The sequence below is a fragment of the Pseudoduganella lutea genome (assembly GCF_004209755.1).
In the GTDB taxonomy this organism is placed as follows: domain Bacteria; phylum Pseudomonadota; class Gammaproteobacteria; order Burkholderiales; family Burkholderiaceae_D; genus Rugamonas; species Rugamonas lutea.
In genome coordinates this window covers 1,954,143-1,971,219 of the sequence record NZ_CP035913.1, presented here as the reverse complement: position 1 = coordinate 1,971,219, position 17,077 = coordinate 1,954,143, and the positions used below count along the sequence as shown (strand labels likewise).

At 63.8% G+C, this 17,077-nt stretch carries 13 protein-coding genes and 1 other RNA gene; 12 read left to right on the top strand and 2 right to left on the bottom strand.

Annotation, left to right across the window (positions count from 1 at the left end; translation table 11 throughout):
- Nucleotides 1-8: 8 nt before the first annotated feature.
- A complete protein-coding gene (locus EWM63_RS08195; protein ID WP_165390782.1) occupies nt 9-983 on the bottom strand; it encodes a TauD/TfdA family dioxygenase in 975 nt (324 codons plus the stop codon).
- Nucleotides 984-1,183: 200 nt separating this feature from the next.
- On the opposite strand from EWM63_RS08195, the gene EWM63_RS32925 reads away from it, so the two are divergent.
- The 3 genes from EWM63_RS32925 to EWM63_RS08180 all read left to right on the top strand — a co-directional run bounded on the left by EWM63_RS32925 (nt 1,184) and on the right by EWM63_RS08180 (nt 4,950).
- Nucleotides 1,184-2,962 (top strand): methyl-accepting chemotaxis protein, encoded by a 1,779-nt coding sequence (locus EWM63_RS32925; RefSeq protein WP_307720842.1) that lies wholly within the window; start codon nt 1,184-1,186, stop codon nt 2,960-2,962.
- Between the two features lie 159 nt (nt 2,963-3,121).
- On the top strand, nt 3,122-4,234 hold the full coding sequence (locus tag EWM63_RS08185; RefSeq protein WP_130186084.1) for a porin: 1,113 nt from the start codon (nt 3,122-3,124) through the stop codon (nt 4,232-4,234).
- 176 nt (nt 4,235-4,410) lie between these two features.
- Complete coding sequence (locus EWM63_RS08180) at nt 4,411-4,950, top strand: hypothetical protein (RefSeq protein ID WP_130186083.1); 540 nt, start codon at nt 4,411-4,413, stop codon at nt 4,948-4,950.
- A 3-nt stretch (nt 4,951-4,953) separates the two neighbouring features.
- Here the strand turns inward: EWM63_RS08180 and EWM63_RS08175 are convergent, their stop codons facing one another.
- A complete protein-coding gene (locus EWM63_RS08175) occupies nt 4,954-6,663 on the bottom strand; it encodes a thiamine pyrophosphate-binding protein (RefSeq protein WP_130186082.1) in 1,710 nt (569 codons plus the stop codon).
- 130 nt (nt 6,664-6,793) lie between these two features.
- Here EWM63_RS08175 and rnpB point away from each other — a divergent pair.
- The 9 genes from rnpB (at nt 6,794) to mraY (ending at nt 17,064) form a co-directional block, all read left to right on the top strand.
- Nucleotides 6,794-7,131, top strand: an RNA gene (rnpB, locus tag EWM63_RS08170) — RNase P RNA component class A.
- Nucleotides 7,132-7,140: 9 nt separating this feature from the next.
- On the top strand, nt 7,141-8,628 hold the full coding sequence (gene glpK / locus EWM63_RS08165; RefSeq protein WP_130186081.1) for a glycerol kinase GlpK: 1,488 nt from the start codon (nt 7,141-7,143) through the stop codon (nt 8,626-8,628).
- 858 nt (nt 8,629-9,486) lie between these two features.
- On the top strand, nt 9,487-9,915 hold the full coding sequence (mraZ, locus tag EWM63_RS08160) for a division/cell wall cluster transcriptional repressor MraZ (RefSeq protein WP_130186080.1): 429 nt from the start codon (nt 9,487-9,489) through the stop codon (nt 9,913-9,915).
- Between the two features lie 11 nt (nt 9,916-9,926).
- Nucleotides 9,927-10,892, top strand: coding sequence for a 16S rRNA (cytosine(1402)-N(4))-methyltransferase RsmH (gene rsmH, locus EWM63_RS08155; RefSeq protein WP_130186079.1), 966 nt, complete (start codon nt 9,927-9,929; stop codon nt 10,890-10,892).
- On the top strand, nt 10,889-11,161 hold the full coding sequence (ftsL, locus tag EWM63_RS08150) for a cell division protein FtsL (RefSeq protein ID WP_130186078.1): 273 nt from the start codon (nt 10,889-10,891) through the stop codon (nt 11,159-11,161). Before rsmH ends, ftsL begins: the two co-directional genes overlap by 4 nt.
- Nucleotides 11,158-12,936 carry a peptidoglycan D,D-transpeptidase FtsI family protein gene (locus tag EWM63_RS08145; protein WP_130186077.1) on the top strand — a complete coding sequence of 593 codons (1,779 nt, stop codon included), beginning with the start codon at nt 11,158-11,160 and terminating at the stop codon, nt 12,934-12,936. The genes ftsL and EWM63_RS08145 overlap by 4 nt, the downstream gene beginning before the upstream one ends.
- Nucleotides 12,936-14,480, top strand: coding sequence for a UDP-N-acetylmuramoyl-L-alanyl-D-glutamate--2,6-diaminopimelate ligase (locus EWM63_RS08140; protein ID WP_130186076.1), 1,545 nt, complete (start codon nt 12,936-12,938; stop codon nt 14,478-14,480). Before EWM63_RS08145 ends, EWM63_RS08140 begins: the two co-directional genes overlap by 1 nt.
- Nucleotides 14,480-15,892: a UDP-N-acetylmuramoyl-tripeptide--D-alanyl-D-alanine ligase gene (locus tag EWM63_RS08135; RefSeq protein ID WP_130186075.1), complete on the top strand. Its 1,413-nt coding sequence runs from the start codon at nt 14,480-14,482 to the stop codon at nt 15,890-15,892. Before EWM63_RS08140 ends, EWM63_RS08135 begins: the two co-directional genes overlap by 1 nt.
- Before the next feature lie 2 nt (nt 15,893-15,894).
- On the top strand, nt 15,895-17,064 hold the full coding sequence (mraY, locus tag EWM63_RS08130) for a phospho-N-acetylmuramoyl-pentapeptide-transferase (RefSeq protein WP_130186074.1): 1,170 nt from the start codon (nt 15,895-15,897) through the stop codon (nt 17,062-17,064).
- The last annotated feature ends 13 nt before the right edge of the window (nt 17,065-17,077 follow it).

Below are 17,077 nucleotides of genomic sequence, written 5' to 3'. Positions count from 1 at the left end.
CGTGCCGGTCAGTCCGCCGAAATGCCGGACGGGCCCACGCGGTGTGCGTTCGGCGTGCTCGAGATACGGATGCGGATCAGGTGGCGGCCCGGGTCCGTGTACATGGCGCGGCCGTGCAGCGTGCGGTGGTTGTCGGCCCACAGCAGCGTATCGTCCGGCAACTGGCGCACGAAGCGGGGGGCGCGCTCCTCGACGATCTCGTTGAGCAGGCGTAGCGCGGCTACCAGTTCGGGAGTGGCCAGATCGGGCCGGGCTGCAAGTCCTTTTTCAATCGAATCGTAGCGCCACCGCATCGCTCCGCCATCGGCATGGAATACCGGTGCGTAGAATAATTCGACCTGATCGTCGCCGGCGGCATACACCGACGGCACGCGGAAGGGAACCTGCGTATCGCACAGCAGCGCATAGGCGTCGCGGCCCGCTTCGGTTTTCTGCAGTTCGGCCACGATATCTTCCACGTCGATCAGCAGCGATTCGCCGCCGTTGCAGCGCGCCGAGGCCACCACGTACAGCAGGAACTGCTCTTCCGGCATCGGGTAGAACGAGGAATCGGTGTGCATGTCCGCATTGCCCGTGCGTTCGGAAAACGTGACGAATTTCGACTGGCTGCCGGGGCGGGCGCGCACATCCCAGGCCACGCGCTTCGTGCGCTGGTCGGTCGACGTGGGAAAGCCCTGCGTCAGCGCGATCGCATACAACACGGCGTTGCGGTGTGCCTCGGAAAGGCCGGCAAGGCCCAGGCCCGTGATCGCAAGGCCGCGCGCCTTGCGGCTGGCCATGTGCGCGGCGAAGTCGCTCAGCGTTGGCACCCCCAGCAGTTCGCGCTGCAGCGCTTCCTCGTCGGGGTGGGGATAGAAGCCGTTACCGTTGAAATCGTCGAAATGGCGTTCGACGATGGCGATGATGCGGGGCAGGTCGTCGCCCCAGGAAAAATTGGTCTGCACGACAGCGATGCTGCCGGATTGCTCGATGGAAGAAAACATGGAAGCCCCTGAAGTTACTTGCCACATGGCAATAGAGGCTGCATTTTGCTGTAGGGCAAGTCATTGTTCAAGCTGCTTTTGATGCAGCGCACCAGGGGTTACACAGGGAAAAATTATTTCATAAATGAAACTTTCATGTATAAAACCCGTGGTTGCAACACAGTTGCTCAGTCCGCAATAGAGACCTGGTTACATACTTTGTGACTTTTGACTGGCGTAAAAACGACACAGACGAAATATGTATTGGACATATCGACAACGGATCCGCGCAAACGATGTTGCGATGCGCTAGAATTTTGCCACACGGCAACTCGCCTGTCTTACTCACGAGGGAACACATGAAATGGCTCACTGAGCGCAAGCTCTCCACCAAACTGGGACTCGCCTTTGCGGCAGTCCTGTTTCTGACGGCTATCGTCGGCATTTTTTCGATCCACCAGCTGGCCAAGGTGAACGAGACGGCAAGGGGCCTTTCGTCGCGCTGGATGCCGGCGATGCGCGTGATCCAGGACATCAAGTCGCAGGTTGCCCGCGTGCGGACCCGCGAACTGCAATACATCATTTCGGACCAGGTATCCGAGCTGGACAAATATGACAAGGTGATCGCCAACGACCTCGTCGACCTGAAGAAGATGCAGGACGAATACGTCGCGCTGATCAAGACACCGGAAGAGCAGGCCCTGTACAGCGAATTCCTGGCGCTGTGGGATCGTTATATGGCCGAGGACGCCAAATTGCGCGCGGCCGTGCGTGCTGGCGACACCGCATTGGCGAAGCAGCTGATTCGCGGTGAATCCAACAAATTGATCGTTGCCTTGCGCGGTCAGGTTGACAAGTTGGTTAAATACTACGGCGAAGGCGGCAGCGCGGCGGCAGAATTTGGTGATCAGGTATACAATGCGTCCCGCGCCTGGATCGCGGCCCTGCTGGTCATCTCCGTGCTGCTCGGTTCCCTGGCTGCATTGGTGATTACCCGCTGGCTCGTGAAGACGCTGGGCGGTGAACCGCAATACGCGGTGGAGCTGGCCGGCCGGATCGCGGCAGGTGAATTGAACGTGGATGTGCGCACCCGTGCGGGCGACGACCGCAGCCTGCTGTTCGCGATGAAGTCGATGCGCGACAGCCTGGCCAAGATCGTTGGCCAGGTGCGCCACGCAACCGACACCATCGCCAGCGCGTCGCAGCAGGTGGTGGCGGGCAATATGGACCTGGCGGGCCGTACCGAAGCCCAGGCCAGCTCGCTGGAAGAAACGGCGGCATCGATGGAAGAACTGACGTCGACCGTGCGCCACAATTCGGATAATGCGCGCCAGGCCAACGAGCTTGCCGTGAATGCTTCGGCGATTGCGGAGCAGGGCGGCCAGGTGGTGTCGCAGGTGGTCGAGCGGATGGGCGCGATCAACGAGTCGGCGAAGAAGATTTCGGATATCACCGGTGTGATCGACGGTATCGCCTTCCAGACCAATATCCTGGCATTGAACGCGGCAGTGGAAGCTGCCCGTGCCGGCGAACAGGGCCGCGGCTTCGCCGTGGTCGCGTCGGAAGTGCGCAACCTGGCACAGCGCTCCGCCGCGGCGGCGCGCGAGATCAAGGAACTGATCGGCGATTCGGTCGACCAGGTTGAAGTGGGTACCAAGCTGGTGAACCAGGCCGGCAGCACGATGGGGGAAGTGGTCGTCAGCGTGCGCCGCGTGACCGACATCATGGGTGAGATCACGGTGGCCGGCCAGGAGCAAAGCGCCGGCATCGTGCAGGTGAACGAAGCCATTGCGCAGATGGACGCCGTCACGCAACAGAACGCGGCACTGGTGGAAGAGGCGACCGCCGCGTCGCACAGCATGCAGGATCAGGCCGCCAGCCTGGCCCAGCTCGTGAGTATTTTTACTCTTGATGGATTAGCAAACCATCAGTATAGTGCCGCCTCCAGTGCCCGGCGCACTGATAACAAGACGGTGCGATTGAATCGGCCGCGACAATAAGTGAACGCCGCACCTTTACCAAGGGACCGCGGCACAGTGGCAAATCGGGGTTTGCCCTCACCAATAAGCGGTCCGGCGCACGATGTGCCTCCGGCACCGCAAGACCGAATTTAGCCGTTGCCTTACTTTTTTAGATGCAACACAACTGAAGGAAATGTAATGAAAAAAACTCTAATCTCCGTTGCAGTTCTGGGCGCAATGAGCAGCGCCGCCTTTGCACAATCGAATGTAACGATCTACGGTATCGTTGACGCTGGTATCGTCGCCGAGCGCGGCGGTAAAGACGGCAACGTGACCAAGGTTTCCTCCGGCGTCGCCAATGCATCGCGCATCGGCTTCCGTGGCACGGAAGACCTGGGTGGCGGCCTGTCCGCGATCTTCACCCTGGAAACGGGCTACAAGACCGACGACGGCCAGCTGGACAACACCAGCAACACGCTGTTCAACCGCCAGGCATTCGTTGGCCTGCGTTCGAAAGAAGCGGGCACGCTGACGGTCGGTCGTCAGTACACCCCGTGGTACAACGCCCTGGTGCAAGTGGGTGACCCGTTCGCCGCCGGCCTGTCCGGCTCGGCCAAGAACCTGTTCCCGGCCAGCGGCATCAACGTGCGTAACAGCAATGCTGTCGTGTACCAGACCCCGGTCTTCAACGGCTTCTCCGGTGAAGTGTTCTATGGCTTCGGCGAACAGTCCGAATCGTCGGCCGGCCGCCAGTTGAGCGCAGCCGTGTCGTACACCAATGGCCCGCTGAACGCCCGCGTTGCCTACAACAACCGCAACAACGACACCGCTTCGACCGCCACCACGGTCGCAGTGGAGCGCGGCATCGGCCACAACAGCCTGCTGGCCGTGAACTATGACTTCCAGGTTGCCAAGGCCTACTTCATGTTCAACCGCAGCAAGGGCCTGAACAGCATCGCTTACCCGAACCAGGGCACTGTGGGCGGCGTGACCGGCGGTATCGCCTACACGACCGTTGCCGTGCCGGCATCGCGCGACAGCCGCGACGGCCTGCTGGGCGTGCAAGTGCCGGTGGCTGGCGCAGGCAAGGTCATCGCTTCGTTCATCTACAAGGATGACCGCGAAGCCGTGAACCGCGATGCCAAGCAGTGGGCAATCGGCTACATGCACGACATCTCGAAGCGCACGACCGGCTATGTGTCGTACGCCAAGATCGACAACAAGAACGGCGCAGCGTTCACCGTCGGTGGCAACACCGAAGTCGGTTCGGGCGACTCCGCGTTCAACGTGGGCGTGCGTCACTCGTTCTAAGCCATTCGCTTTACGCGCATGCAAAAACCGGCCTTCGTGGCCGGTTTTTTTTTCGCGCGTCTTTTCTTGCGCGCTTTCGTGCTCGTTTTCGTGCGCGTTTTCGTGCGCGTTTTCGTCCGCGTTTTCGTACGTTATCGTGCGTTAGAATGACGCCAGATCCACTTTGCCGCCTGCCAATGAAAACAAGATCGAGCGTCGCCATCCCCTTGCTTTTCGCCTGCGCCATCGCCGCCGCCGCCGCGCCGCAGGGTGCGAAGAAAACCGCGCCCGACAAGGGCGGCCTGCCGCGCTACGGCATGGCGGTGTACTCGGACCTGTGCGTGCAGCCTGGTGGCGAGTTCGGCGGCCAGCGCATCACGCTGCAGCGCTTTGCCGAAGTCGATACGGTGATCTATGAATACACGGCCGGTGGGCTGTCGTGGCCGGTGGTGGCGAACGACGTCAACATCGACCCGAGCGGCCGGCAGATGTATTTCACGGTGCAGCCGCCGGACGAGCCGGAGCGCACGCTCAGCGGCAAGTTTTCAAAAGGCGGCGATACGCTGACGCTGGACGGCGGCTATTGCGGCGACGAGTCGGTGCCGATGACGTTGCAGAAGGTGCGCGACTTCGCCCAAAAACCCAAGGCGTGCCGCGCCTGCCCGGCCGGCAAGAAGGCGCCGGCCGAAGCACCCGCGGCGCCGAAGTGGGAACCGGCGCCGCCATCGCAGGGATAGTGCTCAGTTCGCCTGCGAAGCCTTTGCCTTCGCGGCCTGTTCCCGGATCGTTTCCAGCGTGGCGCCCGGCGTGATCAGGTTGCCGTCGTAGCGCAGTTCGATCACGGCCGGCAGGTTCTTGTCGCGCGTGAAGGCGAGGGCGCGCTGCAGGGCCGGCGCGAACTGCGCGGTGGTTTCCACGGTTTCGCCATGGCCGCCGTAGGCCTGCGCCAGCGCGGCGAAATCCGGATTCTCGAGATCGGTGCCCGAGACCCGCCCCGGGTACTCGCGCTCCTGGTGCATGCGGATCGTGCCGAACATGCGGTTGTTGAACACGATGACGATCACGCCCGCGCCATACTGCACGGCCGTGGCCAGTTCCTGGCCATTCATCATGAATTCGCCGTCGCCGGCGAACGTGATCACCGTGCGGGCCGGGTCGACGATCTTCGCCGCCACGCCGGCCGGCACGCTGTAGCCCATCGCGCCGCTGGTGGGCGCCAGTTGCGTGCGCATGCCGCCGTAGCGGTGGAAGCGGTGTGCCCACGTGGCGTAGTTGCCGGCACCGTTCGTGATGATGACGTCGTGCGGCGCCAGCGCATCGATTTCCTGCACCACCTGCCACAGGTCCAGCGGCGCCTGGCCATCCTGGAAGATGGCGGGCTTTTTCTGCCATGCGTGCAGCTCTTCCTTTGCCTCGGCCACGCTGCCGGCCCACGCCGGTGCGTCGATCGGCGCCATGGCCGCCAGCATCGCCGCCGCCTGCGGCATGCCGCTGGCGATCATCAGCTCGGCCTGGAAGACGCTGCCCAGTTCCTCCATGCTGGCGTGGATGTGCACCAGCCGCTGGCGCGGCAGCGGTGCCTCGATGACCGTATAGCCGCCGGTCGTCATCTCACCGAGGCGCGGGCCGAGGGCGATCAGCACGTCGGCTTCCTTCACGCGCGCGGCGAGTTTCGGATTGATGCCGATGCCCACGTCGCCGATGTAGTGCGGGTGGTCGTTGTCGAGCAGGTCCTGGTAGCGGAACGCGCAGGCCACCGGCAAGCGGTTCGCTTCGGCGAAGCGGGCGATGTCCGCGCAGGCCTGTTCCGTCCAGCCGCTGCCGCCCAGCAGCAGCAAGGGGCGCTTGGCCGCGGCCAGCATCGCGCGCAGCGCATCGATCTGCGCTTGCGACGGGCTGGCCTGTACCGGCTGGTAGCGGCGCGTGTCCGGCACGGTGGCGCGCTTGACGAGCATGTCTTCCGGCAGGGCCAGCACGACAGGGCCCTGGCGCCCGCTGGTGGCCACCTGGAATGCGCGGGCAAGATACTCGGGAATGCGCTCGGCGCGGTCGATCTGCGCCACCCACTTCGCCATCTGGCCGTACATGCGGCGGTAGTCCACCTCCTGGAAGGCCTCGCGGTCGATGAAATCGCCGCCGACCTGGCCGATGAACAGGATCATCGGCGTGGAATCCTGGTAAGCCGTGTGCACGCCGATCGACGCGTTCGTGGCGCCCGGTCCACGGGTGACGAAGCAGATGCCCGGCTTGCCCGTCATCTTGCCGTAGGCATCGGCCATGAACGCGGCACCGCCTTCCTGGCGGTTGATGACGAAGCGGATGCCCGATTCGTGCAGGGCGTCGAGCACGTCGAGATAGCTTTCGCCGGGCACGCCGAACGCGGTGTCGACGCCGTGGATCTGCAGTGCATCGACCAGGATCTGGCCGCCGGAACGGGATGGATGGGTCATGTGGGCCTCATATGGATGATGCGGCATTCTAGAGCGCGGCCTGGTGCCGGGCTTTTGAAATGGCGACACCGATTTCCGTTTTGCGGCGCAGGTTTCGAACCCCGACGGGGGATCGGTTACAATAGCGCCCGATGCAAGCCAGACAGCCGCTGGCCGGCGCAGCAATGCGTTGGCGGGAGGAAGGTCCGGACTCCACAGAGCGGGGTGACGGTTAACGGCCGTCCGCCGAAAGCCCCTCACGGGGTATAAGGCGAGGAATAGGGCCACAGAGACGAGCGTATTAAGTTACGGTGAAACGCGGTAACCTCCACCTGGTGCAATTTCAAATAGGCACGCGATGATGCTGCTCGCGGAGCGTGCGGGTAGAAAGCTTGAGCGGCGGAGCAATCCGTCGCCTAGAGGAATGGCTGTCATAGCACCGGCTTGCCGGTGCCGTAACAGAATCCGGCCTATCGGCTTGCTTCACTTAATTCGGCGATGAAGAACTACATCCTGGCTCTCGATCAAGGGACCACCAGTTCCCGCGCCATCCTGTTCGACCACGAAGGCCGCATCGGCGGCTGTGCCGCACAGGAGTTTCCCCAGCATTTCCCCCGGCCCGGCTGGGTCGAGCACGACGCCAACGACATCTGGACCAGCCAGCTTGCCGTGGCGCGCCAGGTGCTGCGTGAAGCGAACGTGCGCCCCGCCCAGGTGCGTGCGATCGGCATCGCCAACCAGCGCGAAACCACCGTGCTGTGGGAACGCGCCACCGGCCGCCCCGTGGCGCCGGCCATCGTGTGGCAGGACCGCCGCACGGCCGACCAGTGCGACGCGCTGCGCGCCGCCGGCAAGGCAACCCTGATCCGCGACTGCACCGGCCTCGAGCTGGACGCCTATTTTTCCGCCACCAAGCTGGCCTGGCTGCTCGAGAACGTTCCCGGCGCCCGCGCGCGGGCCGAGCGCGGCGAACTGTGCTTCGGCACCGTCGACAGCTGGCTCGTGTTCAACCTGTGCGGCGCCCATGTGACGGACGTGAGCAACGCGTCCCGCACGATGCTGTTCAACATCCACCTGATGCGCTGGGATGCGGACCTGCTGGCGCTGTTCGATATTCCCGAAGCGGTGCTGCCGGAGATCGTGTCGTCCAGCGGCGAGATCGGTGCGACGCACGCGAGCCTGTTCAGCAGCCCGATTCCCGTGGCCGGCATCGCCGGCGACCAGCAGGCCGCCACGTTCGGCCAGGCGTGCCACCAGCCCGGCATGGTCAAGAACACGTATGGCACCGGGTGCTTCATGTTGATGCATGCGGGCAGCCATCCGGTGGTGTCGCACCAGCGGCTGCTGTCGACGGTAGGCTGGCGGCTCCACGATGGCCCGTGCTACCTGCTCGAAGGCAGCGTGTTCATGGGCGGCGCGACCGTGCAATGGCTGCGCGACGGCCTGGGCATCATCGAGAAATCCAGCGACGTGGAAGCGCTGGCCGCCTCCGTGCCGGACAGTGGCGGCGTGCTGCTGGTCCCCGCGTTCGTCGGCCTCGGCGCCCCGCACTGGGACCCGTATGCACGCGGTACGATCGTCGGCCTCACCCGCGGCAGCACCGCCGCCCACATCGCCCGCGCGGCGGTGGAGGCCATTGCCTACCAAAGTGCCGAGCTGCTCACGGCAATGCAGCGCGATGCGGCCCACCCGGTCGTTGAAGTGCGCGCCGACGGCGGGGCGGCCCGCAACGACCTGCTGATGCAATTCCAGGCCGACCTGCTCGGCGTGCCCGTCGTGCGCCCGCGCGTGACGGAAACCACCGCACTGGGCGCCGCCTACCTTGCGGGCCTGGCCGTGCATTTCTGGGCGTCAAAGGAGGAAATCGCCGCGCAGTGGCAGTGCGAGCGGCGGTTCGAGCCGGCCATGCCGGAAGACCGGCGCGCCGCGCTGCTGGCGCGGTGGGGGCGGGCCGTGGAGCGGTCGCGCGGGTGGGACGTGGACTGAGTCCCGCCTGGCCTCTCCTTTACCGTTCCGTTGCGGCGGCACGCCACCATTGCCGCTTCGAGGTCATAACCGCTATCGCGCCGCGCTCTGACGCCGTGGGTCGCAGCCGAGGGTCTTGTACAAAGGTACATTCGCAGCGCCACGAATTTCACCTCACCCTGCGGTTTGAGGCGTAGTGCTTACTTCGCTTGCGGAGCGCATTATCTCGTGGCCCCTTGAATAGGTTCATATCATGATAAAAGCGACCTCGCCCATGGAATTGCTGTTCCTTGAATCATCGGAAAGCCAGTAAGTTGTCTATACAAATTGTTGCTAGAAAGAATATATTGGAAATTTAATAGCATCTGTCCCGATCGAATATACTTGCAAAAATAATATTAGAACGCATCATTCTTCGAAGCACTTACTACGCCCCGAACCCTGCATGAATGCGCATGGAGTGTCGGGAAACGGCGACACCCCCACGTGTCAAACCCCGTTTGATAACCGTTGTCGATCCGCCACGCGCCGGTTGCACTCCGGTAACGTTATATTTTCCTCAAATTTTATTCTTTGCCACTTGGCAGCGTTTAATGCTGCGTCGCAGATGAGGTAGCACATGCACTAAATAGCCTAGGTACCTGATTTGTCGACGTTTTCTGTCGCGAGACTGCTTGAACGATACGCGCTAAGTCCTTAATTTCATTAGTAAAAATCGAGTTTTACTACTTGGAAATCGCTTGACCACTGTCGTGCCGTCCTCTAAAGTGGGCACCTGTGTCAAAAAGTGTCGTTTTGTGGGATACCGGGGCGGAAACGGCGCCACCCAAAACCAACAACAGATTTATCAAAACCAGGTTCTGAAGAGAAAGTACAGCCGTGTTCCAGGGCGCTTCCGCGATCAATCTCGATGCGAAAGGCAGGATGTCCATTCCCGCCAAGCATCGTGACGCACTGGCCATCCAGTGCGAAGGTCGCCTTACGCTGACCAAGCACCCGGACGGCTGCCTGCTGATGTATCCCCGCCCCGTATGGGAAGCCAAGCGTGACCAGATCGCTTCGTGGCCGATATCGGCCCGCGGCTGGCAGCGCATTTTGCTGGGCAATGCCAGCGATGTGGAAATGGATTCCGCAGGGCGCATTCTCGTGGCGCCGGAACTGCGCGTCGCCGCCGGGCTGGGCCGCGAAGTCGTGCTCTCCGGCATGGTGACGCATTTTGAAATCTGGGACCCGGTCAAACGCGCCGAAAACGAGCAAGCCACGATCGACACCGGCATGCCGGACACATTGTCCGATTTCTCTTTCTAAAGGCCCGCCACATGAAGAACACAGCGGTGCCAGATTTCCAGCATCGTACGGTGCTGTTAGACGAAGCGGTCGACGCCCTCGCCATTGCCGGCGCGCGCGCCGATGGCATCTATGTCGACGGTACCTTCGGCCGCGGTGGCCACAGCCGCCTGCTGCTGTCGCGCCTGGGCGCGCAGGGGCGCCTTGTCGCGTTCGACAAGGACCCGCAAGCCATCGCCACCGCGCACACCATCGACGACCCGCGCTTCACGATCGTGCACGACAGTTTCGCCACGATGGCGACCGCCTTTGCCGAACGCGGCATCGGCCAGGTCGACGGCGTGCTGCTCGACCTGGGCATTTCGTCGCCGCAGGTCGATGACGCTGCGCGCGGCTTTTCATTCCGCAATGACGGGCCGCTCGACATGCGGATGGACACCACACGCGGCATCTCCGCGGCCGAATGGCTGGCCACGGAATCGGAACAGACTCTTGAAAAGGTGATCAGGGATTATGGGGAAGAACGGTTTGCTTTTCAGATTGCAAAGGCGATTGTTGCTCGCCGGGCAGTCGAATCAATTTCAAGCACACGACAGCTTGCCGGCATCGTGGCAGGCGCGGTCAAAACCCGGGAGAAGGGCAAGGATCCGGCCACAAGGACCTTTCAGGCTATCCGGATTCACATCAATCAAGAGCTTGAGGACCTCCAGGCCGGATTGAAGCAGGCCTACGACGCGCTGGCGCCCGGCGGCATCATGGCCGTCATCAGCTTCCATTCGCTGGAAGACCGCATCGTCAAGCGCTTCCTCGCCGAACGTGCCAACGTGCCGCAGCCGGACCGCCGGCTGCCGATCCGCGCCGTCGACCTGCCGCAGCCGGAAGTAAAGCTGCTGGCCAAGATCAAGCCCTCCGACCGGGAGGTCGACGAGAACCCGCGTGCCCGCTCGGCGGTGATGCGCGTGGCCATGCGGCTGCCCAAGCACGTGAGGCCGGCATGACCGGCAAGCTCAGCGCCGTACTGGCCGCGCTGCTGGTGGGCTGCGCGCTGTCGCTCGTCAACGCGCAATACCAGGCCCGCCACCTGTTCATCGAACTGGAGCGCGCGCAAGCCAAGGCGCGCCAGCTCGACATCGAATGGGCGCAGCTGCAACTGGACCAGTCCACGCTGGGCAAGCATGCCCGCATCGAAGAAATCGCGCACGGCGACCTGGGCATGACCCAGCTGACGCCGGCGCGTACCCAATACCTGACGGAGGGCGAAGAATGAGCCGTCCGAATCCCGCAAGCTCCCGCGTTGCCGCCTCGAAGGGCGTGTCGTTCACGAAAAGCCCCGTGCTCGCGGTGCGGCTGCCCACCTGGCGTTCGCGCGTCGTGCTGTTCGTACTGTTCGCCGCGTTCGCGGCGCTGGCCGTGCGCGCGGTCTGGCTGCAGGGCCTGTCCACGCAGTTCCTGCAGAAGCAGGGCGAAATCCGTTATGCGCGCACGATCGAACTGCCTGCCACGCGCGGCAAGATCATGGACCGCAACGGCCAGGTGCTGGCATCGTCGATTCCCGTGAAAGCCATCTGGGCGATCCCGGATGACGTGCTGCAGGCGCCGCCCGAGAAAATCCGCGCGCTGGCCAGGCTGCTCGACATGAGCGAGGCCGAGCTGCGCAAGAAACTCGATTCCGATCGCAACTTCGTGTACCTGAAACGGCAGGTCGAGCAGGACGTGGCGGACCAGATCGCACAACTGAAGATCGACGGCATCGACACGCGCAAGGAATACAAGCGCTTCTACCCGCAGGGCGAAGTGATGACGCACGTGGTGGGCTTCACCAACGTGGAAGACGTGGGCCAGGAATCGATGGAGCTGGCGCACCAGAAAACGCTGGTGGGCCAGACCGGCTCGCGCCGCGTGATCAAGGACCGCCTTGGCCACATCGTCGAGGACATCGGCGCCAAGCACGAGCCGCATGACGGCAAGGACCTGGTGCTGTCGGTCGACTCCAAGATCCAGTACATCGCCTTTACCCAGCTGAAGGCCGCCGTCGAGAAGTTCGCCGCCAAGGCCGGCGCCGCCGTGGTGCTGGACGTGCACACGGGCGAAGTGCTGGCGCTGGCCAACTACCCCAGCTACGACCCGAACGACCGCCGCAAGCTCACCGGCGCGCAGCTGCGCAACCGCGTGATGACCGACTCGTTCGAACCGGGTTCCACCCTGAAGCCGATCACCGTGGCGCTGGCGCTGGACAAGGGCATCGTCACGCCGTATACGCACATCGATACCGGCAACGGCCGCCTCACGATCAAGGACCGCACGATCAGCGACACCAAGGCGCACCACGTGATCAACGTGCAGCAGGTCGTCGAAATGTCGTCGAACATCGGCACCTCGAAGATCGCACTGTCGATGCCGGCGCAGGACATGTGGGAAATGTTTACCAAGGTCGGTTTCGGCCAGCAGCCGAAATGGGGTTTCCCCGGCGCCGTCGCGGGCCGCGTGCGCCCATATAAAAACTGGCGGCCGATCGAGCAGGCCACGATGAGCTACGGTAACGGCATTTCCGTATCGCTGATCCAGCTGGCCCGTTCCTACCTGATGTTCGCCCGCGATGGCGATACGATCCCGCTCACGTTCGAGAAAAGCCATGACCTGCCGCAGGGCCAGCAGATCATCAAGTCGCAGACCGCGCGCCAGATGCGCGAGATGCTGGAGATGGTGGTCACCGGCAAGGACGGCACCGCCAAGCAGGCCCAGGTTCCGGGCTACCGCGTGGGCGGCAAGACCGGCACCGCCTACAAGGTGGAGAACGGCCGCTACCCGATCCCGCGCAAGTACATCGGTTCCTTCGTGGGCATCGTGCCCCTGTCGGCACCGCGGTTCGTGATCGCGGTGATGATCGACGAGCCCACCCAGGGCGGCCGTTTCGGCGGCCAGGTGGCCGCTCCCACTTTTGCAAAAGTCGCAGAGAACGCGCTGCGCGCCATGAACGTGCCTCCCGATTCCACCGTGACGGAAATCGTGGCCCCGACGGGTAACGAAGGGGAGGCCATGTAATGACGAACATGAACAATAACGACGACATCAACCAGATCGCCGGCTGGATCAAGCAAGCCGCGCCGAATGGGCAGCTGGCATCGGACTCGCGCCGCATCGAGTCCGGTGATACCTTCTTTGCCTACCCGAACAACAGCGCGGGCGACGCCGGCGATGGCCGCGCCTATATAGAACGCGCAATCGGGCAGGGCGCCGCGGCCGTGGTGTACGACCCGGCAGGCTTCGCGTGGAAACCGGAGTGGCAGGTGGCGAGCCTGCCGGTGCCGGACCTGAAGAACGTGGCGGGGCCGATCGCCCACGCCGTATATGGGATGCCGGACGAAGGCATGTTCACGGTCGGCATCACGGGCACGAACGGCAAGACATCGTCGGCCGTATGGCTTGGCAGCGCCCTGTCGCGCGCCGGCGAAACGGCCGCAGTGATCGGCACGCTGGGCGTGGGCCTGTTCCATGGCGGCCGCACCGAACCCGAGTTCACGGCCACCGGCTACACGACGCCGGACCAGGTGCTGCTGGCCCGCACGCTGGAAGAATGCCGCGCCGCCGGCGCGCGCTCGCTGGCCATCGAAGTCTCGTCGATCGGGCTCGAACAGGGCCGCGTGGCGGGCATGCATTTCGACGTGGCGCTGTTCACGAACCTCACGCGCGACCACCTGGATTTCCATGGTTCGATGGAAGCCTATGCCGCGGCCAAGGAAAAGCTGTTCGCCTGGCCGGGCCTGAAGGCGGCCGTGATCAACCTGGACGATCCGGCCGGCTTGCGCATGGCAGCGCGGGTAAAAGGTGGCCAGGTGATCGGCTACACGCTGAAGAACGAACTCGACATGGCCGGGCTGGAGGGTGTATCGATCCTGCGGGCCAGCCAGGTCAGGAGCCGCAGCGCCGGCACCGAGTTCCACCTCGAGTCGCCCCAAGGCAGCGCGCAGGTGAAGACAAAGCTGGTCGGCGCGTTCAACGTCAGCAATGCGCTGGGTGTGCTGGGTGCGCTGCTGGCGAAAGGCATGCCGCTGCGCGCGGCCGTCGACGCGATCGAGGCATTGACGCCGGCCCCGGGGCGCATGCAGCTCGTGGGCGGCAACGATGCGCCGATGGTCGTCATCGACTACGCGCACACGCCCGACGCGCTGGAAAAAACGCTCGAGGCGCTGCGCCCCGTGGCCACCGATCGCGGCGGCCAGCTGTGGTGCGTGTTCGGCTGCGGCGGCGACCGCGATCCGGGCAAGCGCCCGCAGATGGGCCGCATCGCGCAGGCGGCGGATCACGTGCTCGTTACCAGCGACAACCCGCGCAGTGAAGATCCGCATGCGATCATCGCGCAGATCTTTGCCGGCATGGATGCCAGCCGCCCGGCGCAGGCGATCGAAGACCGCGCCGCCGCCATCCTCTCCGCCGTCAAGCACGCGGGAAGGAACGACGTGATCCTGGTGGCCGGCAAGGGCCATGAACCGTACCAGGAAATCAAGGGCAAGAAATTGCCGTTCTCCGATGCCGATCACGCCCAACTGGCGCTGACTGCCCGACTGACGATGATGAGGCCAAACTGATGCGCGCAACGCTGGACCAGATCCTGGGCGCGCTGGGCGACGCGCGCCTGTCGGGAGCGCCCGTCGCTTTCGATGGCGTGTCGACGGACAGCCGCACCGTGGCGCCGGGCGCCCTGTTCGTGGCGCTGCGCGGCGAGCATTTCGACGCCCATGATTTCCTGCCGCAGGTGGCGCGCAACGCGGCCGCCGTCGTCGTCGAGAAACTGCCCGAAGGGTGGACGCCGCCGGCCACGCTTTCCGTCATCCTGGTGCCCGATACCCTGGTTGCACTGGGCCGGATTGCCCACTGGTGGCGCAGCCAGTTCGACCTGCCGCTCATCGGCGTCACGGGCAGCAACGGCAAGACGACCGTCAAGGAAATGATCGCCGCCATCCTGGCTGCCGCCCATGGCGAGGAAGACCGCCTGGCAACGCGCGGCAACCTGAATAACGAGATCGGCGTGCCGCTCACGCTGTTCCGGCTCGCCTCGCACCATTCCTCGGCCGTGGTCGAACTGGGCATGAACCATCCGGGCGAAATCGGTCGGCTGGCGAAGATCGCCGCGCCGACCATCGCACTGGTGAACAACGCCCAGCGCGAACACCAGGAATTCATGCACACGGTGGAAGCCGTGGCGCGCGAAAACGGTTCCGTGCTGGCCGCGCTGCCGGGCGACGGTACGGCGGTGTTCCCGTCGCACGACGAATTCACGCCAGTCTGGCGCGAGCTCGCCGGCAGCCGCCGCACGATCACCTTCGGCCTGACCAAGGAAGCCGACGTGAGCTGCACGTTCCGCCCGGCGGACTTCGGCAACCAGATGTTCGTGTCGATCCGCTGCAGCGATGGTGAGCTGGTCCAGTTCTATATCGCCCTGCAGGCAGCCGGCGAGCACAACGTGCGCAACGCGCTGGCCGCCATCGCCTGCACGGCCGCAGCCGGTATTTCGTTCGACCACGTCAAGGCGGGGCTGGAAAGCTTCGCACCGGTCAGCGGCCGGCTGCAGCGCAAGCAGGCCGCCAACGGCGCCGTCGTCATCGACGATACCTACAACGCAAACCCGGATTCCGTGCGCGCCGCGATCGACGTGCTGGCCGGCAGCCCGGCGCCGCGCGTGCTGGTGCTGGGCGACATGGGCGAAGTGGGTACCAAGGGGAAGGAATTCCACGAAGAGATCGCCGCCTACGCGGCACAGAAGGGCATCGAACAGGTGCTCGTGACGGGAACGCTGGCCCGGCACATGCAGGATGCAGGTGCAGGTTCAGGTTTTGCAAACGTCCGTCATTTCGAACAGTTCGACGCATTGCTCGCGGCAGTCGACGCGGCAGTGACGCCGGACACCACGGTGTTGATCAAGGGCTCCCGTTTCATGAAGATGGAGCGGGTCGTGCAGCATTTGATTGGATCGCAACAAGCTAACAAGGAAAACCACTGATCATGCTGCTTTGGCTCGCACAGTACCTGCAGGACGATATCGGCGCATTCCGCGTCTTTACCTTCATCACATTCCGCGCCGTGTTCGCCACGATCACGGCGCTGGTGATCGGCCTCGTCGCCGGTCCCGCCGTCATCCGCAAGCTCACCGCCATGAAATATGGCCAGGCCGTACGTACCGACGGCCCGCAAACGCACCTGAAAAAGCATGGCACGCCCACGATGGGCGGTGTCCTCATCCTGATCGCGATCGGTGTTTCCACCCTGCTGTGGTGCGACTGGTCGAACCGGCTGATCTGGCCGGTGATCGTCGTCACGCTGGGCTTCGGCGCCGTGGGCTGGGTGGACGACTATCGCAAGGTGGTCAACCAGGATCCGGAAGGCATGCGCTCGGCCGAAAAATACTTCTGGCAGTCGCTGGTGGGCGTGGCCGCCGCGCTGTACCTGGCCTTTTCCGTGTCGGCGCCCACGCCGGCCGAAGTGTTCAAGCTGTTCTTCCAGTGGGTACAGTCGGGCTTCTCGATGGACCTGCCGCCGAAGGCCGACCTGATCGTGCCATTCTTCAAGACGATCAGCTACCCGCTGGGCGTGTGGGGCTTCATCGCGCTGACCTATTGCGTGATCGTGGGTTCGTCGAATGCCGTCAACTTCACCGATGGCCTGGACGGCCTGGCGATCATGCCGACCGTGATGGTCGGTTCCGCGCTCGGCCTGTTCGCGTATCTCACCGGCAGCGCCACGTACTCGAAATACCTGTTCATCCCGCACATTCCCGGTGCCGGCGAATTGATCATCTTCGTGGGCGCGATGGCCGGCGCCGGCCTGGCCTTCCTCTGGTATAACACGCACCCCGCGCAAGTATTCATGGGCGACGTGGGCGCGCTCGCGCTGGGCGGCGCGCTGGGTACCATCGCCGTCATCGTGCGCCAGGAAATCGTGCTGTTCATCATGGGCGGCATCTTCGTCGCCGAAACCGTTTCCGTGATCATCCAGGTGGGCTGGTTCAAGTACACCAAGAAGCGCTACGGCCAGGGCCGTCGCGTCTTCCTGATGGCGCCGCTGCACCACCATTTCGAACAGAAGGGCTGGAAGGAAACGCAGGTCGTGGTGCGCTTCTGGATCGTGACGATGATGCTGGTGCTGGTGGGCCTGTCCACCCTGAAGCTGCGGTAATAACGGTATTAAC

Excerpts from the sequence above, each read along its gene's own strand:
- ftsL (WP_130186078.1), top strand. The coding sequence starts at position 10,889 with ATGACCGGCAAGCTCAGCGCCGTACTGGCCGCGCTGCTGGTGGGCTGC.
- EWM63_RS08145 (WP_130186077.1), top strand. The coding sequence starts at position 11,158 with ATGAGCCGTCCGAATCCCGCAAGCTCCCGCGTTGCCGCCTCGAAGGGC.
- EWM63_RS08180 (WP_130186083.1), top strand. The coding sequence starts at position 4,411 with ATGAAAACAAGATCGAGCGTCGCCATCCCCTTGCTTTTCGCCTGCGCC.
- rsmH (WP_130186079.1), top strand. The coding sequence starts at position 9,927 with ATGAAGAACACAGCGGTGCCAGATTTCCAGCATCGTACGGTGCTGTTA.
- EWM63_RS08195 (WP_165390782.1), bottom strand. The coding sequence starts at position 983 with ATGTTTTCTTCCATCGAGCAATCCGGCAGCATCGCTGTCGTGCAGACC.
- EWM63_RS08185 (WP_130186084.1), top strand. The coding sequence starts at position 3,122 with ATGAAAAAAACTCTAATCTCCGTTGCAGTTCTGGGCGCAATGAGCAGC.
- EWM63_RS08140 (WP_130186076.1), top strand. The coding sequence starts at position 12,936 with ATGACGAACATGAACAATAACGACGACATCAACCAGATCGCCGGCTGG.
- glpK (WP_130186081.1), top strand. The coding sequence starts at position 7,141 with ATGAAGAACTACATCCTGGCTCTCGATCAAGGGACCACCAGTTCCCGC.
- EWM63_RS08175 (WP_130186082.1), bottom strand. The coding sequence starts at position 6,663 with ATGACCCATCCATCCCGTTCCGGCGGCCAGATCCTGGTCGATGCACTG.
- EWM63_RS08135 (WP_130186075.1), top strand. The coding sequence starts at position 14,480 with ATGCGCGCAACGCTGGACCAGATCCTGGGCGCGCTGGGCGACGCGCGC.
- mraY (WP_130186074.1), top strand. The coding sequence starts at position 15,895 with ATGCTGCTTTGGCTCGCACAGTACCTGCAGGACGATATCGGCGCATTC.